Source organism: Pseudomonas sp. ok272 (assembly GCF_900109995.1).
Taxonomy (GTDB): Bacteria; Pseudomonadota; Gammaproteobacteria; order Pseudomonadales; family Pseudomonadaceae; genus Aquipseudomonas.
The window spans coordinates 16763-37147 of record NZ_FOCB01000014.1; the positions used below are offsets into that span (position 1 = coordinate 16763).

At 62.5% G+C, this 20385-nt stretch carries 13 protein-coding genes and 1 pseudogene; 3 read left to right on the forward strand and 11 right to left on the reverse strand.

The genetic code is table 11. From position 1 onward, the window contains the following. Positions 1-305 precede the first annotated feature (305 nt). Positions 306-695: a hypothetical protein gene (locus BMW74_RS19120; protein ID WP_093425108.1), complete on the forward strand. Its 390-nt coding sequence runs from the start codon at positions 306-308 to the stop codon at positions 693-695. A 176-nt stretch (positions 696-871) separates the two neighbouring features. Here BMW74_RS19120 and BMW74_RS19125 read toward each other — a convergent pair whose 3' ends face one another. The 10 genes and pseudogenes from BMW74_RS19125 to pilM form a co-directional block, all read right to left on the reverse strand. Further along, positions 872-2290, reverse strand: coding sequence for an FAD-dependent oxidoreductase (locus BMW74_RS19125; RefSeq protein ID WP_093425110.1), 1419 nt, complete (start codon positions 2288-2290; stop codon positions 872-874). 29 nt (positions 2291-2319) lie between these two features. Beyond that, a complete protein-coding gene (gene gltB / locus BMW74_RS19130; protein ID WP_093425112.1) occupies positions 2320-6765 on the reverse strand; it encodes a glutamate synthase large subunit in 4446 nt (1481 codons plus the stop codon). Between the two features lie 347 nt (positions 6766-7112). Next, positions 7113-8696, reverse strand: a complete 1584-nt coding sequence (locus BMW74_RS19140; RefSeq protein ID WP_093425114.1) for an SPOR domain-containing protein — start codon at positions 8694-8696, stop codon at positions 7113-7115. Positions 8697-8706: 10 nt separating this feature from the next. Then, entirely contained in the window at positions 8707-9807 is a 1101-nt protein-coding gene (gene aroB / locus BMW74_RS19145; protein WP_093425116.1) for a 3-dehydroquinate synthase, read from the reverse strand. Positions 9808-9959: 152 nt separating this feature from the next. After that, positions 9960-10478 carry a shikimate kinase AroK gene (gene aroK, locus BMW74_RS19150; protein WP_093425118.1) on the reverse strand — a complete coding sequence of 173 codons (519 nt, stop codon included), beginning with the start codon at positions 10476-10478 and terminating at the stop codon, positions 9960-9962. Between the two features lie 4 nt (positions 10479-10482). After that, a pseudogene (locus BMW74_RS19155) lies at positions 10483-11742 on the reverse strand (type IV pilus secretin PilQ); the annotation flags it as partial. A 151-nt stretch (positions 11743-11893) separates the two neighbouring features. Then, positions 11894-12394 carry a pilus assembly protein PilP gene (locus tag BMW74_RS19160; RefSeq protein WP_093425122.1) on the reverse strand — a complete coding sequence of 167 codons (501 nt, stop codon included), beginning with the start codon at positions 12392-12394 and terminating at the stop codon, positions 11894-11896. Next, the gene (locus BMW74_RS19165) at positions 12391-13014 is read right to left on the reverse strand and encodes a type IV pilus inner membrane component PilO (protein WP_093425126.1); all 624 of its coding nucleotides are present in this window, start codon (positions 13012-13014) and stop codon (positions 12391-12393) included. Before BMW74_RS19165 ends, BMW74_RS19160 begins: the two co-directional genes overlap by 4 nt. Beyond that, positions 13011-13577: a PilN domain-containing protein gene (locus BMW74_RS19170; RefSeq protein ID WP_093425128.1), complete on the reverse strand. Its 567-nt coding sequence runs from the start codon at positions 13575-13577 to the stop codon at positions 13011-13013. Before BMW74_RS19170 ends, BMW74_RS19165 begins: the two co-directional genes overlap by 4 nt. Beyond that, positions 13574-14512, reverse strand: coding sequence for a type IV pilus assembly protein PilM (gene pilM / locus BMW74_RS19175; RefSeq protein ID WP_093425131.1), 939 nt, complete (start codon positions 14510-14512; stop codon positions 13574-13576). The genes BMW74_RS19170 and pilM overlap by 4 nt, the downstream gene beginning before the upstream one ends. Before the next feature lie 219 nt (positions 14513-14731). On the opposite strand from pilM, the gene BMW74_RS19180 reads away from it, so the two are divergent. Both BMW74_RS19180 and BMW74_RS19185 read left to right on the forward strand, forming a co-directional pair. Beyond that, complete coding sequence (locus BMW74_RS19180; protein WP_371911790.1) at positions 14732-17170, forward strand: penicillin-binding protein 1A; 2439 nt, start codon at positions 14732-14734, stop codon at positions 17168-17170. Positions 17171-17409: 239 nt separating this feature from the next. Then, positions 17410-18759, forward strand: coding sequence for an MFS transporter (locus BMW74_RS19185; RefSeq protein ID WP_093425137.1), 1350 nt, complete (start codon positions 17410-17412; stop codon positions 18757-18759). Between the two features lie 86 nt (positions 18760-18845). Here BMW74_RS19185 and BMW74_RS19190 read toward each other — a convergent pair whose 3' ends face one another. Then, entirely contained in the window at positions 18846-20114 is a 1269-nt protein-coding gene (locus tag BMW74_RS19190; RefSeq protein WP_093425140.1) for a malic enzyme-like NAD(P)-binding protein, read from the reverse strand. Between the last annotated feature and the right edge of the window lie 271 nt (positions 20115-20385).

The following is a 20385-nucleotide window of genomic DNA, read 5'->3' on the forward strand; positions in this document are numbered from 1 at the left end:
GGTATTAGCGGCGTGTCTTCGTTGCTGGCGATTCAGCAGGTGTGTAACGGCGACTCTGGGGCTGCTTGCGAGAGGGTTAAGTTTACTGAGGGAGGACAGTTCGTTGGGTCCACCGCCAGAGGTGCTTTCGCTGGAGCGGCAGCCAGCGCTGCCAGTGCTCCGATCTGTTTGGCGCTTGGCGTCACGGGTGTCGGAGGTGTTGTCTGTGTCGCAGTCTTAGTAGGGGCTGGTGCATGGGTGGGTACGACAGTTGGCGGAGTGACTGGCGAATACATAGGGGAGAACGTTTACGAGGTGACACAGCCATGACCAGTATCGACACGTGGTCCCCCTGGATTGCAATTATTGTTGCCGGTAGCCCCTTTGTGCTTGGTACTGCGGGCCTTGCGCTCAGTCTGTACCTTAGCCGCTGTCACCTGGACGCCATGAAGGAGGCCTTGAAGCACAGCCGTTACGTTCATCGTTGGGGCCCGAGCCTGGGGAAGCGAGGTGTGCTTTGGTCGCTCCTGGAGATAGCAAAAATCGCCGGGATGATGGTGTGGCCGAAGGCGTCCATCCGTATTGGAGATGCGAGCCCAGTTGATCTTGAAAACTTCCCTCCCTACCTGAAACGTCTGCTGATCATCAACGCAACGATGATTTTCACGTCGCTCGCGTGGATGACAGCGGTCGCCATCCTGCTGGAGTTTAGGTAGCCCTAGGCGGCAATTTATCGGACTGCAAAGGGACTTTCAGCAACACCACAAACGACTGTGGGAACGAGCTTGCTCGCGAATGCGGCGTGTCAGGCAACAAAACTGTCGACTGACACACCCTCTTCGCGAGCAAACCCGCTCCCACATAGTGATCCCATTTCAGCTCAGGATCGGGGTCAGACCCCCAGGTAATCCAGGATCCCTTCAGCGGCATTGCGGCCTTCGAAGATCGCCGTCACCACCAGGTCGGAACCGCGCACCATGTCGCCACCGGCGAAGATCTTCGGGTTGCTGGTCTGGTGCTTGAACGTGCCCTGCTCCGGGGCCACGACACGGCCCTGGCTGTCGGTCTGGATGTCGAACTGTTCGAACCACGGCGCCGGGCTTGGGCGGAAACCGAAGGCGATGACCACGGCGTCGGCCGGGATGATTTCCTCGGAACCGGGGATCGGCTCGGGGCTGCGCCGGCCTCGGGCATCCGGCTCGCCGAGACGGGTCTCGACCACCTTCACTCCTTCGACGCGATCTTCACCGACGATCGCAATCGGCTGGCGGTTGTAGAGGAACTTCACGCCCTCTTCCTTGGCGTTCTTCACCTCTTTGCGCGAGCCCGGCATGTTGGCCTCGTCACGCCGATAGGCGCAGGTCACCGACTTGGCGCCCTGGCGGATCGACGTACGGTTGCAGTCCATCGCGGTGTCGCCACCGCCCAGGACCACGACCTTCTTGCCCTTCATGTCGATGAAGTCTTCCGGCGATTTTTCAAAGCCCAGGTTGCGGTTGACGTTGGCAATCAGGAAGTCCAGCGCGTCATACACGCCTGGCAGGTCCTCGCCGGCAAAGCCGCCCTTCATGTAGGTGTAGGTGCCCATGCCCATGAATACCGCATCGTACTCTTCGAGCAGTTGCTCGACGGTCACGTCCTTGCCCACTTCGGTGTTCAGGCGAAACTCGATGCCCATGCCGGTGAAGACTTCGCGGCGATGGCTCAGCACGGTCTTTTCCAGCTTGAACTCGGGGATGCCGAAGGTCAGCAGGCCGCCGATTTCCGGGTTCTTGTCGAACACCACCGGGGTCACGCCACCGCGCACCAGCACGTCGGCACAACCCAGGCCCGCAGGCCCGGCGCCGATCACCGCGACACGCTTGCCGGTCGGTTTGACCTTGGACATGTCCGGGCGCCAGCCCATGGCGAACGCGGTGTCGGTGATGTACTTCTCCACCGAACCGATGGTCACCGCGCCAAAGCCGTCGTTGAGGGTGCAAGCGCCCTCGCACAGGCGGTCCTGGGGACACACCCGGCCGCAGACTTCCGGCAGGGTGTTGGTCTGGTGCGACAGCTCAGCGGCGGCGAGGATGTTGCCCTCGGCCACCAGCTTGAGCCAGTTGGGAATGAAGTTGTGCACCGGGCACTTCCATTCGCAATACGGGTTGCCGCAGCCCAGGCAGCGGTGGGCCTGGTCGGCCGACTGCTGGGGTTTGAACGGTTCGTAGATCTCCACGAACTCTTTCTTGCGTTGACGCAACAGTTTCTTCTTCGGATCTTTGCGCCCGACGTCGATGAACTGGAAGTCGTTATTCAGACGTTCAGCCATGGTAAAACCTCAAACTTTTCAGGCGCATATCACTGCGGGTTGGCACGGGTGCTGGAAAGCAACGATTTCAGGTTGGCAGCCTTGGGCTTGACCAGCCAGAAACGACGCACATAGTCATCGAGGTTTTCAGCGAGGTTACGTCCCCATTCGCTGTCGGTTTCCTCGACGTACTCGTTGAGCACGCGTTGCAGGTGACTGCGATAGGCTTCCATCGCTTCGCCGCTGATCCGCTGGATTTCCACCAGTTCGTGGTTGACCCGGTCAACGAAGCTGTTGTCCTGGTCGAGCACGTAGGCGAAACCACCGGTCATGCCTGAGCCGAAGTTGTAGCCGGTCTTGCCCAACACGCAGACAAAACCACCGGTCATGTATTCGCAGCAGTGATCGCCCGTGCCTTCCACCACGGTGTGGGCACCGGAGTTACGCACCGCAAAACGCTCGCCCGCGGTGCCCGCAGCGAACAACTTGCCGCCGGTGGCACCGTACAGGCAGGTGTTGCCGATAATGGCGCTGTCCTGGGTCTTGTACACGCTGCCCTGGGGCGGAACGATGACCAGCTTGCCGCCGGTCATGCCCTTGCCGACGTAGTCGTTGGCATCGCCTTGCAGGTACATGTTCAGGCCGCCGGCGTTCCACACGCCGAAGCTCTGCCCGGCCGTGCCCTTGAAGCGGAAGGTGATCGGCGCGTTCGCCATGCCCTGGTTGCCGTGTTTGCGTGCGATTTCACCGGAGATCCGCGCGCCGATGGAGCGGTCGCAGTTGCAGATGTCCAGGGCGAACTCGGCACCGCTCAGGTCGTTGATCGCCGAGGTGGCCAGGTCGACCATTTTCTCGGCCAGCAGGCCTTTGTCGAACGGTGGGTTGCGCTCGACCTGGCAGAACTGCGGCTTGTCCGCCGGGATGTGATCGCTGCCCAGCAACGGGGTCAGGTCCAGGTGTTGCTGCTTGGCGGTCTGGCCTTCGAGGATTTCCAGCAGATCGGTACGACCGATCAGCTCTTCGAGCGAACGCACACCGAGCTTGGCCAGCCACTCGCGGGTTTCTTCGGCGACGTAGGTGAAGAAGTTCACCACCATGTCGACCGTGCCGATGTAGTGGTCCTTGCGCAGCTTCTCGTTCTGCGTCGCGACGCCGGTGGCGCAGTTGTTCAGGTGGCAGATGCGCAGGTATTTGCAGCCCAGGGCGATCATCGGTGCGGTGCCGAAGCCGAAGCTTTCAGCGCCGAGGATCGCCGCCTTGATCACGTCGAGGCCGGTTTTCAGGCCGCCGTCGGTCTGCACCCGGACCTTGCCGCGCAAGTCGTTGCCGCGCAGGGTCTGGTGGGTTTCGGCCAGGCCCAGTTCCCACGGCGCGCCGGCGTACTTGATCGAGGTCAGCGGCGATGCGCCGGTGCCGCCGTCGTAGCCGGAGATGGTGATCAAGTCCGCATAGGCCTTGGCCACACCGGCCGCAATCGTGCCGACGCCGGCTTCTGCCACCAACTTCACCGAGACCAGGGCCTTGGGGTTGACTTGCTTCAAGTCGAAAATCAGTTGCGACAAGTCTTCGATCGAGTAGATGTCGTGGTGCGGCGGTGGCGAGATCAGGGTCACGCCGGGCACGGCGTATCGCAGCTTGGCGATCAGGCCGTTGACCTTGCCGCCGGGCAACTGCCCCCCTTCGCCGGGCTTGGCGCCCTGGGCGACCTTGATCTGCAACACTTCGGCGTTGACCAGGTATTCCGGGGTCACCCCGAAACGGCCGGTGGCCACTTGCTTGATCTTCGAGCTCTTGATGGTGCCGTAGCGCGCCGGGTCTTCACCGCCTTCGCCGGAGTTGGAACGCGCACCCAGGCGGTTCATGGCTTCGGCCAGGGCTTCGTGGGCTTCCGGCGACAACGCGCCGAGGGAGATGCCGGCCGAGTCGAAGCGCTTGAGCACCGACTCCAGCGGTTCGATCTCGCTGAGGTCCAGCGGCGTGTCCAGGGTCTTGACCTTGAACAGGTCGCGGATCATCGACACCGGGCGGTTGTCCACCAGCGCCGTGTATTCCTTGAACTTGCTGTAGTCGCCCTGCTGCACCGCGGCTTGCAGGGTGCTGACCACGTCCGGGTTGTAGGCGTGATACTCGCCGCCATGGACGAACTTCAGCAGGCCGCCTTGCTGGATCGGCTTGCGCGGGCTCCAGGCTTCGGCCGCCAGGGCTTTCTGCTCGGCTTCGATGTCGACGAAGCGTGCGCCCTTGATGCGGCTCGGCACGCCACGGAAGCTCAGGTCGCAGACTTCCTGGGACAGGCCGATGGCTTCGAACAGTTGGGCGCCGCGGTACGAGGCGATGGTGGAGATGCCCATCTTCGACAGGATCTTGAGCAGGCCCTTGGTGATGCCTTTGCGGTAGTTCTTGAACACCTCGTAGAGGTCGCCCAGCACTTCACCGGTACGGATCAGGTCGCCCAGCACTTCGTAGGCCAGGAACGGGTAGACGGCCGACGCGCCGAACCCGATCAGCACCGCGAAGTGGTGCGGATCGCGTGCCGTCGCGGTCTCGACCAGGATGTTGGAGTCGCAACGCAGGCCTTGCTCGGTCAGGCGGTGGTGCACCGCGCCGGTGGCCAGGGAGGCGTGCACCGGCAGCTTGCCCGGCGCAATGTGACGGTCGCTCAACACGATCTGAGTACGACCGGCACGCACGGCTTCTTCGGCCTGGTCGGCGATATTGCGCACCGCGGCCTCAAGGCCCAGGGCCTCGTCGTAGTTGAGGTCGATGATCTGGCGTTCGAAGCCCGGACGATCGAGGTTCATCAGCGAGCGCCACTTGGCCGGCGAGATCACCGGCGAGCTGAGGATCACGCGCGAGGCGTGTTCCGGCGACTCCTGGAAGATGTTGCGCTCGGCACCGAGGCAGATCTCCAGCGACATCACGATGGCTTCGCGCAGCGGGTCGATCGGCGGGTTGGTGACCTGGGCGAACTGCTGGCGGAAGTAGTCGTACGGCGTGCGCACACGCTGGGACAAGACGGCCATGGGCGTGTCATCGCCCATGGAGCCGACCGCTTCGTAGCCTTGCTCGCCGAGCGGGCGCAGCACCTGGTCGCGTTCCTCGAACGTGACCTGGTACATCTTCATGTATTGCTTGAGCTGGTCGACGTCGTAAAACGCCGAGCCGTGGTCGTTGTCTTCCATGGTCGCCTGGATGCGCAGGGCATTCTTGCGCAGCCATTGCTTGTACGGATGACGGGACTTCAAGCGGTTGTCGATGGCGTCGGTGTCGAGGATCTGCCCGGTTTCGGTGTCCACGGCAAAGATCTGGCCCGGGCCCACGCGCCCCTTGGCGATCACATCTTCGGGCTGGTAGTTCCAGACACCGATTTCCGAGGCCAGGGTGATGAAACCGTTGGTGGTGGTGACCCAGCGCGCCGGGCGCAGACCGTTGCGATCGAGCAGGCACACCGCGTAGCGACCGTCGGTCATGACCACGCCGGCCGGGCCGTCCCACGGTTCCATGTGCATCGAGTTGTATTCGTAGAACGCCCGCAGGTCCGGGTCCATCGTCTCGACGTTCTGCCACGCTGGCGGAATGATCATCCGCACGCCACGGAACAGGTCGATGCCACCGGTGACCATCAACTCCAGCATGTTATCCATGCTGGAGGAGTCGGAGCCCACGCGGTTGACCAGGGGACCGAGCTCATCGAGGTCCATCAGGTCGTTGGTGAACTTGGTGCGACGGGCCTGGGCCCAGTTGCGGTTGCCGGTGATGGTGTTGATCTCGCCGTTGTGCGCCAGGAAGCGGAACGGTTGGGCCAGCGGCCATTTCGGCAGGGTGTTGGTGGAGAAGCGCTGGTGGAACACGCAGATGGCGGTTTGCAGGCGCTCATCGCTCAGGTCTGGATAGAAGGCGGTAAGGTCCGCCGGCATCATCAGGCCTTTGTAGATGATGGTCTTGTGGGAAAAGCTGCACACGTAGTGATCGGTGTCAGCGGCGTTGGCCACGGACGAGCGACGACGGGAGGTGAACAGCTTGACGGCCATGTCCTGATCGCTCAGGCCGTTGCCTGCGATGAACACTTGCTCGATTTGCGGCAAGCGTTCCAGGGCCAGACGGCCAAGGACGCTGGTGTCGATGGGCACTTTGCGCCAGCCGACCAGTTGCAGGCCGGCGGCGAGGATCTCGCGGTTCATGTTCTCGCGAGCGGCCTGGGCTTTGACCGGGTCCTGGTTGAAGAACACCATGCCCACCGCGTACTGCTTGGGCAACTCGACGCCGAAGGTTTGCTGGGCAATCGCACGCAGGAACACATCCGGCTTCTGTATCAGCAGACCGCAACCGTCACCGGTCTTGCCGTCGGCGTTGATCCCACCGCGGTGGGTCATGCAGGTCAAGGCCTCGATGGCCGTTTGCAATAGGGTATGACTGGGTTCGCCCTGCATATGGGCTATCAGGCCGAAACCGCAGTTATCCTTGAATTCATCGGGATGGTACAGACCTGCTTTCATAGACACTTTCTCACCAGGCTGCCTCTTTTCGAGGCAAATTTCTTTTTAATTCAACCACTTACCATCCGCGCCGAACGTACGCCAGCTTTGCAGGGGCAAAAGGGAGGTCATTGTACACACCGACACAGAGGCCCACAAATTTGACGACGATATGTCGCAAACTTATGTCGCATTTATGAAAGGTTTAAAGCGATCTACTGTGCTAGTCAAATTTTTTTAAAGATTGACTGCAACGACTCAAGACTACTGTGACGCAGACACCACAAGGCACGCGGCCTGATGGCAGCATGCACTTGTCGATAATTTGAGGTGCGAAGGAGAGCGGCCTGGGTAAGGCCGCCGATTCTTCAGCGAACGGTTGCCAGTTCCTGTTGGACGCTGGCGACAGAGCGAGGCCAAGGTTTACCAGCCTGAACCTTCGCTGGCAAGGCCTTGATGGCGGCAACGGCGGCATCGCGGTTGGCGAAGTTACCGTAAGTGATCACGTACAGCGGCTTGCCGTTGAGCACTTTCTTGAAGTAGCGGTACTCGCCACCCTGCTCCTTGACGAAGTTCTGCGCGGTCGCTTCCGAGCTGGTGCCCAGGATCTGTACCACGTAGTTGCCAGGCTTCTGGCCGGCATACCAGGCGCCACCGGTGCCCGTCGCGGCCTTGGCCACAGTGGCCGGCTTATCGACGGGCTTGACCACCGGTGCCGGTTTCGGCGCAGGGGCTGGCTTGGCGACCGGAGCGGGTGCTGGCTTGGCGGTCGCGACCTGGGTCGGCGCAGGTACCGGCTTGGCCGCTGGCGTTGGCGCAGGGCCTGCTGGAATGTCTGCTGGCGGCGCCGTCGTGGTGACCGTCGGCGGCACGGAGCTTGAGCCTTCGAGTGGCACACCGTCGTCGCCTTCGGTGATGCCACCGGCGGCTTCGGCCAGCGGACCGCGCATCACGGGTTGTCCGACCAGCGGCAATGGCATCGGCTGGGTATTACCCGCGAACTCGACTGCCGGCGCGCCACCATTGGTGGTCGGCGTACCCTGGCCAAGCGGCAATTGCGCTTGTTCGTTAACCGGCGTACCGGTCGTCGGTGCCTTGCTGCGACCTGGAATCAACCAGGCCGCGGCCACCGCGACCACGACCACGGCGGATATCGCCAATACGTGTTTCTTCGGCATGTTGAACCCCATACTTGGACGCTTGACCGCGTTGCGGCTAGCTATCATGGCTTCGATCATCGCATCGCGGGCCACCTGGTTGATGTTGCCAGGCCAGCCATCGGAGCTTTCGTGAATCTCAGAGATCTGATTAGCGGAGAAAAGTTCGATTCCCTGGCCGGCACCTTCAAGACGCTGGCTCAGGTATTCGCGGGTTTCTTCCTCGGTATAAGGTTGCAACTCGATGACGTGGAAGCGCTCTTCCTCGGTGCTGAGCTGCTCAAGCCCGGCGATCAGCGACGACTCGCCAAACAGGAACACATGTGGACGACCTTCCGGCGCGCCGGCAGCCAGCGCCAGCAGGGCTTCCAGGGCCGACTCGTCGAGTTGTTCGGCGTCATCCACCAGCAAGTAGACTTCCTGGCCGGTGAGAGCCAGTTGCACCACCTGTTTGAGGATCGCGCCCACTTCCGCCTGGGCCACGTCCAGCCCCTGGGCGACCTGGCGCAAGACACCTGCGGCATCGCCGGCACCGCGGGCGGAAACCACCACGCTCTGCACCGACTGTTTGTTGGTGCTGGCAACCAGCGCCTGGCGCAGCAAGGTCTTGCCGCTGCCCAGCGGACCAGTCACCACCAGCAGCAACTCGCTGTAGCGCGCCAGATGATGCAACTGCCCCAACACCGGCTTGCGCTGGGCCGGGAAGAACTTGAAGCCAGGCACCCGAGGAGCAAACGGGTCGTGATTCAACTGGTAATGGCCGAGGAACGCCTCGTCGGCATGCAAACTAGTCATCGGGATCTTATTAACCTTTAAGCTGAGCCAGGAGGCGGTAATCCGCCCCCAGCGTGGCCTGTAGAACCTCTTTCGGATAATCGTCGGTGATGACGGCTTCGCCCATTCGGCGCAACAACACCAGCCTCATCCGCCCGTCGATTACTTTCTTGTCAATTGCCATGTGTTCGAGAAAATCGGCCTCGGTCATCACTTCAGGCGGGACGACCGGCAACCCGGCACGCTGGAACAAGCGGATGCCGCGGTCACGTTCCTGGGGGGTGATCCAACCCAGGCGCGACGACATCTCCATGGCCATTACAGTGCCAGCAGCCACGGCTTCACCGTGTAGCCAAACACCATAGCCCATATGGGTTTCGATGGCGTGGCCGAAGGTATGGCCCAGGTTGAGCGTGGCGCGCACCCCCGTCTCGCGCTCGTCGGCACCGACCACCGCCGCCTTGGCCGCGCAAGAGCGCTGGATGGCATAGGTCAGGGCGTCCTGGTCCAGGGCGCGCAAGCGGTCGACGTTTGCTTCGAGCCAGGTCAGGAACGGCTCGTCGCAGATCAGCCCGTACTTGATGACTTCCGCCAGGCCCGCCGACAGTTCACGGGCGGGCAAGGTATTGAGGGTCGCGGTATCGATCAGCACCACGTTCGGCTGATAGAACGCGCCGACCATGTTTTTGCCCAGCGGATGGTTGATGCCGGTCTTGCCACCCACCGAGGAGTCGACCTGCGACAGCAGGGTGGTCGGCACCTGGATAAAGTCGACGCCACGCTGGTAACAGGCGGCCGCAAAGCCTGCCATGTCGCCAATCACCCCGCCCCCCAGGGCGATGACGGTCGTGCGGCGGTCGTGGCGTGCAGTGAGCAGGCCATCGAAAATGGTTTGCAGGGTTTCCCAGGTCTTGAAGGCCTCACCATCGGGCAACACCACCGAGATCACCGAGAACGGCGCAAGGCTGCGGGTCAGACGTTCCAGGTACAGCGGCGCAACGGTCTCGTTGGTGATGATTGCCACTTGCCGCCCGCCGATATGCGGCGCCAGCAGCCCAGGCTGGTCCAGCAACCCTTCGCCAATGTGGATCGGGTAGCTACGCTCGCCTAAATCGACCTTAAGTGTCTGCATGTGTCCCCACAGTGAAGTTGGAATCCGGCGTCCTGCCTTGGGATTTTTTTTGACGGGCAACGTCTGCGCGGGTGACCCCACCCGGCGACTCTGCGCCACACCGTGGATCGGTCATGGCGCGACGCCGAGGATAGCGCATTTCGCGGTGCGGATTAACGGGGAGGTAGCTGCTGCAAGCGTTCCAGGATATCCAGCACCACCATTCGTGGTGGCCGTTCATCGGTTTCCACCACCAGGTCGGCGATCTCCCGGTACAGCGGATCGCGCAGCGCCAGCAAGTCGCGCAGGGTCTTGGCCGGATCGGCCGTGCGCAACAACGGGCGATTACGATCACGCGCGGTGCGTCCGACCTGCTGCTCCACCGAAGCATGCAGGTAGATCACCCGTCCGCCGGCATGCAGCGCCCGACGATTGGCCTCGCGCATCACCGCGCCGCCGCCCGTGGCCAGGACCACGCCATCGAGCGCGCACAGCTCGGCAATCATCGCCTGCTCGCGATCGCGAAAGCCCGGCTCGCCTTCCTTATCGAAGATCCACGGGATATTGGCGCCCGTGCGCAGTTCGATTTCCTTATCGGAATCCTTGAACGGCAGACGCAGCTCTTTGGCCAGCAAGCGACCAATGGTGCTTTTGCCTGCACCCATCGGCCCAACAAGAATCAAATTTCGCACAGAATCAATGACTCACAGCAATCGCCTGGTTATCCATGATACGTGGAGTGAGAAATACCAACAGCTCGGATTTTCTCTCCGACACCACGTCACGCCGGAAAAGGCGGCCAAGATACGGCACATCACCGAGAAATGGCACCTTATCTATAACCTTGCTTTGAGTATTTGAGAAAACCCCACCAATAACGATGGTTTCACCATCGACCACCAATACCTTGGCGTTGACCTCGTTCTTCTTGATCGGCGGCACATCTTGCACTTTGTTCAAGTAGTCAGGCTCGTCCTTGGTCACCTTGACCTCCATCAGAATGCGGTTGTCCGGGGTGATCTGCGGTGTCACCTCCAGCGACAGCGACGCCTCCTTGAACGACACCGATGTGGCGCCATGGGCACCGGACTGCTGATAAGGCACCTCCGTGCCCTTGAGAATCTTCGCCGTCTCCTTGTCGGCGGTCACCACTTTGGGCTGCGAGACAATTTCCCCGTTGCCGGTCTTCTCCATGGCCATCAGTTCCAGGTCGAGTAGCACGTTGTCGGCAATGAACGCGATGCCGAGCCCCGACGTATTGCCCATCGCGCCCATGTCAACGAACGGCGAATTGGCGCTGGTACTCCCCGGCGTACCGATCGTCGACGAACCACTGGCCCCGCTGCTGACCCCCGAGGTGTTCCAGTGGCCCCGATTGCTGATAGAGCCACCCCAGCGCACCCCCAGGCTCTTGTCGTAGTCGACGTTGGCTTCGACGATGCGCGCCTCGATCATCACCTGGCGCACCGGCAGGTCCAACTGCGCAACGATCTGCCGCAGTTCGTCCAGGCGCTCCTGATTCTGGTAGGCGATGATGCTGTTGGTCCGTTCATCCACCGTGATCGAGCCCCGCTCGTCGAGGACGCCCTCGGCGCGGGTGACCGACTGGAACAGCTTGGCGATATCCGTCGCCTTGGCATGGTTGACCTGCACCCACTCGCGCCGCAAGGGCGCCAGCTCGGCGCGCTGTTGTTGCAGCACCAGTTCCTGGCGCTCGCGGGCAGCGATTTCGTCGGCGGGGGCGACCAACAGGACATTGCCAATCTGGCGCTTGTCCAGGCCCCGGGTCTTGAGCACCAGGTCCAGCGCCTGGGTCCAGGGCACGTTGCTCAAACGCAAGGTGATGTGGCCCTGCACCGAGTCACTGGCCACCAGGTTCAATTGAGCGACCTCGGCAAGCAGTTGCAGCACCGAGCGGATGTCGATGTCTTGAAAGTTCAGCGAGAGCTTCTCGCCGCCATCCGCGCCCGGCAGGCCCACAGACTCCGCGGGTGGCAAAAGGTCATGTTGAGCATCGGGGCTCGCGCCTTCTACCTCCGGCGACAGGAGCGCTATCCACAGCGACAGGCCAAGGGCCGGGAAAATCCTTTTCATGATCCGGGTTCCACTACGATTGAGTTTTCAAGGAGAAGGTCCGCGGGCGTTCCAACCACCCTCCCCGGCCATCGGCCACGACTTCCACCACCTCGACATGGAAGGCAGCGATCACCCTGACCTGGCCATCGCTGCGTCCAATGTAGTCACCGACCTGCAGCCGGTGCACACCACCTGCGCCTTTGAGCAGCACAAAGCGGTCCGCCCCATTGACGAGGGTGCCCACCATGTCGAACTGATCGATGCCAAAACCTTCCAGGTAGTGCTGGCGCCGCTGCGGGCCGGGCTTGCGCGCCACAGGACCGACCCGGGGCAAAAACGGGCTGCGCAGCATCGTAGCGTCGTGGACAAACGCCGTCGGTGCACGAAATACCGGCAGTGGCTCGATCTGCCCGGGCGCTCGCCCGCGCTGCTCATTCATGTAGGCATCCAGGTCGCGGAAATCGTGCTCATCCCCACACCCCGCCATGCCACCAAGCACCATGGCCACCCCCAGCCAGCGAGCAGCGCTCATGACGGGCCGCCTTGGTCGTTGTAGCGATAGGTCCTGGACTGGATACTCAGGCGCAGCGTCGTCCCGTCACCCGGGTTTTGCGGCGCCAGGCTGAAGTCATGCAGGGTGACAAGGCGCGGTAACCGCGCGAGGCCGCCGACGAAGGTCGCCAGCGCCTGGTAGGTCCCGGTGACGGTGATCTGGATCGGCAATTCGAGATAGAACACACGGGAGACTTCCGGCAGCAGCTTGATCTCTTCAAAGGCCAAGCCGCTCTCCAGCCCAAGACGACTGATGTCGTCCACCCATCCCGGCACTTGGGAACCGCCGGGGAGTTGCTGCAACCCTTGGGCAAGGGTCGCTTGCAGGGCCGCCACCTGCTCGGCGTGACGCTCCAGGCCCGCCGACGACGACGCCTTGCGCGCAAACTGTTGCTTGAGGGCCGACTCGTCGCCACGAACACGCTCAAGCTGACGGTCGAGGTCCTTGAGATAACCGTGGTAACCCAGCGCCAGCAGCCCGGCCATCCACAGCACACCCGCCAGGATCTTGAGCGACGCGGGCCAGGCGCCCAGGGCACGCAACTCAAACCCAGCGAGTTCGACCGCCGCCAAGCGCTCGAATCGTTGACGCGCAGTCATTGATCGCCCTCCATCGTCGACGGCGACTCCTGGCGGATGCTCAACTGAAACGCGCTGCCCTGCGGTACCTGCTCACTGGAACCGGCCTTGACGTCGATCAGACTGGGAGCGTCGAACACTTCAGCTTGATCAAGATTGCGCATCAATGTCGACACCTGGCCGGGCACCTGCGCCATGCCGCCGATGAACAGCAACCGTTCCTGCCGGCGCACGGAGGTCAGGAACACCTCGTCCGGCAAGGCTTGCGCCAGTTGACCGAAGACCTTTGCGCTGCCCGCCCGACTGCCTTGCAGGTCGTGGACAACGGTCATCTGTTGCACCAGCTGCCGACGCTGGCGCCGCAGCGCGTCGATGCGTTCGATGCGCTCGTCAAGCTTCATCAGTTGCCGGCTGATGTAGGCATTGCGCGCCATTTGCCGGTCAATGACGCCATTGATGTAGCGCTCGCCCAGCACGATCACCACCAGCGCCAACAACAAGAGGGCGCACAACCCCAGCAGGAAGCGTTTGCGCCGAGCCTGGCGCTGCATTTCACGCCAGGGTCGAAGGTTGATCCCGGTCATCCGTCAAAGCTCCTCAACGCCAGCCCGCAGGCCACCATCAGCGCCGGTGCATCCGTCGCCAGCGCGGCACCGTCGACGCTGCCGGCCAGGGTCATCCCGGCAAACGGATTGGCTATCTGCGTTGGCGTACCGAGTTGCTGCTCGATCACCGGGGCCAGCGCGGCCAGTGCGGTGCTGTCGCCGGTCAGCAGGATCTGGTCGACCGCCCCACGCGCCACCGTCGCGAAGAATGCCTGCAACTGTTGCACCAACGCCTGCGGCTCGGCCAGCCCCCCCGCACCCGGCGACTGCTCGCGGCTGTAGATGAGGGCGCCACCGTCAAACACCCGCAGGAGGGAGACGCTGGCACCGAGTTCAAACACTGCCACCCGGCGTTGCGCATCCCCCGCCAGCAACGCCAGGGTACGCGCCAGGGCGAAGGTCTCGACATCGATCACCTGCGCCGTCAGCCCCGCCAACGCCAGCGCCGCCTCACGCGCCTCCAGGTGTTCGATGCGGCACGCCGCCAGCAGCACCTCGACACGCTCGCAGCCCTGCACGGCAGCCCCCTGTACCTGGAAATCGATGGCGACTTCGTCCAGTGGATAGGGAATGAATTGCTCGGCATCACGCCTGAGCTGGGCGTGCATCTGCTCGTCCGACAGTCCGGCATCCATCTCCAGGGTCCGGGTGATGACCGCCGAGCCGCCGACCGCCAGCGCGACCTTGCGCACAGAGGTCCGCGCCCGACGAACCAAGCGCGACAGCGCCAGGGCGACAACCTCGGGCTCATGGAGGGTGCTCTCGAACACCGCGTTCGCGGGCAACGGCTCCATGGCGTACGCCTGGACCCGATAATGGGGGCCCGAACGACTGAGTTCGACCAGCTTGAGCGAAGTGGCGCCGATGTCGATGCCCAGCACCGTTCGGCGGTTTTTCTTGAAGAGTCCTGGCACTGGCAATTCCCTTTGACTATCCGTGAGTTACAGACTCTTTATGATTGCTTGCACGAAATCGTGGCGCCTCGACCCCGGGGTCGAACGCGCTTTCGGCGGAAAAAGTGCTTATACTGCCCAGCGTTTTTTTCCGCTTTCTTCAAGCGCGGGCAGCTCCTTGCTTACCCATTTGCCCTGTCGCCTATTTCATTTTTTTACCCTGGATGTCCAATAGCCTTGATTCGTCTGCTTAAGTTTTTCGGGTGGTCCGCTGTCGCCATTTTCTGCGGACTGCTGCTGGGTCTGAGTGGCGCATTTCTTTACCTTAGTCCGGGTTTGCCGTCGGTGGAGGCGCTTCGAAGCATCCAGTTGCAGATTCCTTTGCGGGTCTACAGCAGCGACGGCAAGTTGATCGCAGAGTTTGGCGAAATGCGCCGCACGCCGATCGTTTTCGCCGACATTCCCCCCAATTTCATCAATGCGTTACTAAGTGCTGAAGACGATAACTTCGCCAATCACTATGGCGTCGACCCCGGCAGCCTGATGCGCGCCGCGTCCCAGTTGATCAAGAGCGGGCACATCCAGTCCGGCGGCAGCACGATCACCATGCAGGTGGCGAAGAACTTCTTCCTGACCAGCGAACGCAGCTTCTCGCGCAAGACCACCGAGATCCTCCTGGCCCTGCAAATCGAACGGCAGCTGACCAAGGACGAGATCCTCGAGCTGTACGTGAACAAGATCTACCTGGGTAACCGCGCCTACGGCATCGAAGCCGCCGCGCAGGTGTACTACGGCAAGTCGATCCGCGACATTACCCTGGCGCAGATGGCGATGATTGCCGGCCTGCCGAAGGCCCCTTCGCGCTTCAACCCCCTGGCTAACCCGGCACGCAGCAAAGAGCGCCGCGACTGGATCCTGGGTCGCATGTACAAGCTGGGCAAGATCAACGAGGCCGACTACACCGCGGCGATCAACGAGCCGCTGAACGCCAGCTACCACGTACCGACCCCGGAAGTGAGCGCGCCGTACATCGCCGAAATGGCCCGCGCCGAAATGGTCGGCCGCTATGGTGCCGATGCCTACACCGAAGGTTTCCGCGTCACCACTACCGTGCCGAGCGACCTCCAGGAAATGGCCAACACCGCCGTCCATGAAGGCCTGATCACTTACGACCAGCGCCACGGCTATCGCGGGCCGGAATCACGCCTGCCAGGCAAGACCCCCGACGCCTGGGCCCTTGAGCTGACCAAGCAGCGCACCATCAGCGGCCTTGAGCCCGCCATCGTCACCCAGGTCGAGAAGAATGGCCTGCAAGTGCTGACCCGCAACGGCGCCGAACACGTCAGCTGGGACACCATGAAGTGGGCGCGACCGTTCCTCAACACCAACAGCATGGGCCCGGTGCCGCGCCAGCCGGCGGACGTGGCCCAGGTCGGCGACCTGATTCGTGTGCAGCGCCAGGCCAACAACAGCCTCAAGTTCAGCCAGATCCCGCAGGCCCAGGGTGCGCTGGTGTCGCTAGACCCGCAGAACGGTGCGATTCGCTCCCTGGTCGGCGGCTTTGCCTTCGAGCAGAGCAACTACAACCGCGCGATGCAAGCCAAGCGCCAGCCGGGTTCGAGCTTCAAGCCGTTCGTCTACAGCGCTGCGCTGGACAACGGCTATACCGCCGCAACCCTGGTGAACGACGCCCCCATCGTGTTCGTTGACGAATACCTGGACAAGGTCTGGCGCCCGAAGAACGACACCAACACCTTCCTCGGCCCGATCCGCCTGCGTGAAGCGTTGTACAAGTCGCGCAACCTGGTTTCCATCCGCCTGCTGCAAGCCATGGGCGTGGGCAAGACCATCGACTACATCACCCGCTTTGGCTTCAACAAACAGGACCTGCCGCCCAACCTGTCGCTGGCCCTGGGCACTGCGACGCTGACACCGATGGAAATCGCCACCGGCTGGAGCACCTTCGCCAACGGCGGCTACAAGATCACCCCGTACCTGATCGACAAGATCGAGAGCCGCAGCGGTGACCTGTTGTTCGCCGCCAACCCGCCCAGCGTGCCAAAGGATGCGACCACCAGTACCGGTATTGCGGCACCCGCCAGCGAGACCTTCACGGTCAACCCGACGCCAGGCGAGGCGTCGCCAGCACCGGCCACCGAACAAACCCCGGCCGTCGCGGAGCGCATCGTCGATGGTCGCACCATCTACATCCTCAACAGCATGTTGCAGGACGTGATCAAGCTGGGCACCGGACGCCGCGCCCTGGCCCTGGGTCGCCCAGACATCGCCGGCAAGACCGGGACCACCAACGAGTCCAAGGACGCCTGGTTCTCCGGCTACAACGCTGACTACGTGACCACCGTCTGGACCGGCTTCGATCAACCTGAAAGCCTGGGCCGGCGCGAGTTCGGCGGCACCGTGGCCCTGCCGATCTGGATGAACTACATGGGCGCCGCCCTCAAGGACAAGCCACCCCACACCCTGGCCGAACCAGAAGGCATTCTCAGCCTGCGGGTCGACCCCAACAGCGGCCGCGCGGCCTCGCCAGGCTCACCTGGGGCCTACTTCGAACTGTTCAAGAGCGAAGACACGCCGCCCTCCGGCAGCGAACTGGGCAACGGCACCGCACCGGGCAGCCCGCTGCCGGCTGATGAAGTGGCGCCCATCGACTTGTTCTGATCCACGCCCCAAAAAAGCCCCGCCTTCGTGAGAAGCGCGGGGCTTTTTTTACGCCGAGCAAACCCAGTGACGCCGGCCGCCTGCCTGACGGCGCGCGATTTACGGAGTACTTTCACCCACTAAGTGGATAGACGGACAGCGCGCCCCTCCCTCTAATGAAGCGCGTGCGCAGTACCGATGCTACGGCCACCCGTGGCAACGGATCGACTCCTACAACAAAACAAATAAAGGGGATTTGCATGAACAGCACGACACTCCGTGTCAGTGACATCATCGATCAGAGCCCGGTGTCTGCCTTGCAGATCCGGGTCTTGCTCCTGTGCTTCCTGGTGGTGGTCCTCGACGGCTTCGACACCGCGGCCATCGGCTACATCGCCCCGGAACTGATCCGCGACTGGGGCATCGAACGCAGCCAACTGGCACCCGCGTTCGCCGCCGGACTGTTCGGCATGCTGCTGGGCAATACGGCAATGGGCCCATTCGCCGACCGCTATGGGCGAAAATCCGCCCTGCTGGTCAGCCTGTCGATTGTCGCGATCGGGACGCTGGCCTGCGCGTTCGCCACCTCTATCGAAACCCTGACCCTGCTGCGCCTCTTCACCGGTATCGGCCTGGGCGGAGTGCTGCCCAATGCGATCACGCTCAGCTCGGAGTACTCGCCCGCCCGGCGCCGCTTGCTGCTGGTGACCCTCAGTTACTCCGGCTTCACCCTCGGCCTTGCGCTGGGCGGATGGGTGGCGGGCCTGCTACTGCCCGTGCTCGGCTGGAAAGGACTGATGATGTTGGGGGGCATCGCGCCACTGCTGCTGATACCGGTACTGATGCAGGTCTTGCCCGAATCCACCTGCTTCATGGTCAATAGCCCGACGCACGCACAACGGCTGCGCTCGGTGCTGACGACCATCAGCGGGCGCCAGGACTGGCAGGGTGTCACCCTGATCAACGACACGGCGGCGAGCGTGCAGCGGTCACCGGCGGTCACCCTGTTCACCGAAGGTCGCGCCCTGCGCACCTTGATGCTCTGGCTGACGTTCTTCTGCTGCCTGTGCGTGTTCTACCTGCTGACCAGTTGGCTACCGACCATTCTGCGCGACAGCGGTTATAGCGTGGCCGACACCTCGCTCATTGCAGCGATGGTGCCGTTTGGCGGGGTCATCGGTGGCATCCTCATGGCCCTGCTGATGGACCGTGTCGGCGCCGACAAAGTGATGCCCGCCTTGTGCCTTGCCGCGTGTGCCGCGCTGGCCCTGACCGGCATCCAGCTGGGCAACGGGTCGATGGCCATGTCGATGGTGATGGTGTTCCTGGTGGGGTTCACCCTGACCGGCGCACTGGTCAACCTGAGCATCCTGGCGGCGACCTACTACCCTGCGCAAGCACGGGCCACCGGCGTCGCCTGGGCCCTGGGCGCCGGTCGCGTCGGTTCGATCATTGGCTCGATGCTCGGCGCCTGGCTGTTTGCCGCGGCGGGCGGGTTGCAGTGGCTGTTCTTCTGGATCGCGCTGCCGGTGCTGCTCGCCAGCCTCGCCCTCCTGCTGATGAGCGTGCGCCCTGGGCAACGGGCGGCGAGTGTCGCGCTGGGCGACTGAAGCCGTCCCGCCCCGGGCATAAACCGCCGAATACAAAAAGCCCCGACACTCGCGTGCCGGGGCTTTTGGGGTGACGCTAAACGGGATTAGCCGTTAAACACGTCGTCCACGCTCTTGAGCGGGTAGTTCTTCGGATACGGCAGGGTCGCCACACCGGTCTCGATCGCGGCCTTGGCCACGGCATCGGAGATCACGGTGATCAGGCGGGCATCCATGGGTTTCGGGATGATGTACTCACGACCGAATTCCAGCTTGATGCCGCCGTAGGCGTCGCACACTTCCTGAGGCACTGGCAGCTTGGCCAGTTCACGCAGGGCGTTGGCGGCCGCTACTTTCATCTCTTCGTTGATGCGCTTGGCGCGAACGTCCAAGGCACCACGGAAGATGAACGGGAAGCCCAGTACGTTGTTCACCTGGTTCGGATAGTCCGAACGGCCAGTGGCCATGATCACGTCGTCACGGGTGGCGTGGGCCAGTTCCGGGGCGATTTCAGGGTCCGGGTTGGAGCAGGCGAACACGATCGGGTTGGCCGCCATCGACTTCAGGCCTTCGGCGCTCAGCAGGTTCGGGCCAGACAGGCCAACGAACACGTCGGCACCTTGCAGGGCGTCAGTCAGGGTGCGCTTGTCGGTCGCATGGGCGAAGACCGCCTTGTACTGGTTCAGGTCGTCACGGCCGGAGTGGATCACGCCGGTACGGTCAACCATGAAGATGTTTTCCAGCTTGGCGCCCATGCTCACGATCAGCTTCATGCAAGAGATGGCGGCAGCGCCGGCACCCAGGCAAACGATCTTGGCATCGCCAAGGGTTTTGCCCGCGATTTCCAGGGCGTTGATCATGCCGGCAGCGGTCACGATTGCAGTACCGTGCTGGTCATCGTGGAACACCGGGATGTCGCATTGCTCGATCAGAGCACGCTCGATCTCAAAGCACTCAGGCGCCTTGATGTCTTCCAGGTTGATGCCACCGAACGTGATGGAGATGCGTTTAACGGTGTCGATGAATGCCTGCGGGCTTTCGGCGTCGACTTCGATGTCGAACACGTCGATACCGGCAAAGCGCTTGAACAGCACGCCCTTGCCTTCCATAACCGGCTTGGAAGCCAATGGGCCGAGGTTACCCAGGCCAAGAATCGCGGTGCCATCGGAAATGACTGCAACCAGGTTGCCCTTGCCGGTGTATTTGTAGGCCAGTTCAGGGTCGCGAGCGATTTCGCGTACTGGTTCGGCTACGCCGGGGCTGTAGGCCAGCGACAGGTCGCGGGCAGTAGCAGTGGCCTTGGTGAGCTCGACGCTCAGCTTTCCTGGACGAGGATTAGCGTGATAGTCGAGAGCGGCAGTTTTCAGATCAGACATGGGGGCATTCCGCTTTTTACTGTGGGACAGACTGGCCGCCGAGGATACGCGCCTCGCAAAGTCCCCACAAGACTACCCGGTCACCCCTGTCAAGCGCCCTGCCCTACGACTTTGGGCCAAGGCCACGGAACACAAGGGGTTAACTGTTCACAATCAACATAAAAAATGTCTACAATTTTCCCTTATTCCATGATTTAGGTCGCCGCCCGCCGTCCTGACTCGCCAATCTGCCCCGCTTCCAGTACAGCCAAACACCACCGGCACACCAAAT

Coding starts and splice junctions, on each gene's coding strand:
- BMW74_RS19120 (WP_093425108.1), top strand. CDS start 306: ATGACCAGTATCGACACGTGGTCCCCCTGGATTGCAATTATTGTTGCC.
- BMW74_RS19125 (WP_093425110.1), bottom strand. CDS start 2,290: ATGGCTGAACGTCTGAATAACGACTTCCAGTTCATCGACGTCGGGCGC.
- gltB (WP_093425112.1), bottom strand. CDS start 6,765: ATGAAAGCAGGTCTGTACCATCCCGATGAATTCAAGGATAACTGCGGT.
- BMW74_RS19140 (WP_093425114.1), bottom strand. CDS start 8,696: ATGACTAGTTTGCATGCCGACGAGGCGTTCCTCGGCCATTACCAGTTG.
- aroB (WP_093425116.1), bottom strand. CDS start 9,807: ATGCAGACACTTAAGGTCGATTTAGGCGAGCGTAGCTACCCGATCCAC.
- BMW74_RS19160 (WP_093425122.1), bottom strand. CDS start 12,394: ATGAGCGCTGCTCGCTGGCTGGGGGTGGCCATGGTGCTTGGTGGCATG.
- BMW74_RS19165 (WP_093425126.1), bottom strand. CDS start 13,014: ATGACTGCGCGTCAACGATTCGAGCGCTTGGCGGCGGTCGAACTCGCT.
- BMW74_RS19170 (WP_093425128.1), bottom strand. CDS start 13,577: ATGACCGGGATCAACCTTCGACCCTGGCGTGAAATGCAGCGCCAGGCT.
- BMW74_RS19185 (WP_093425137.1), top strand. CDS start 17,410: ATGAACAGCACGACACTCCGTGTCAGTGACATCATCGATCAGAGCCCG.
- BMW74_RS19190 (WP_093425140.1), bottom strand. CDS start 20,114: ATGTCTGATCTGAAAACTGCCGCTCTCGACTATCACGCTAATCCTCGT.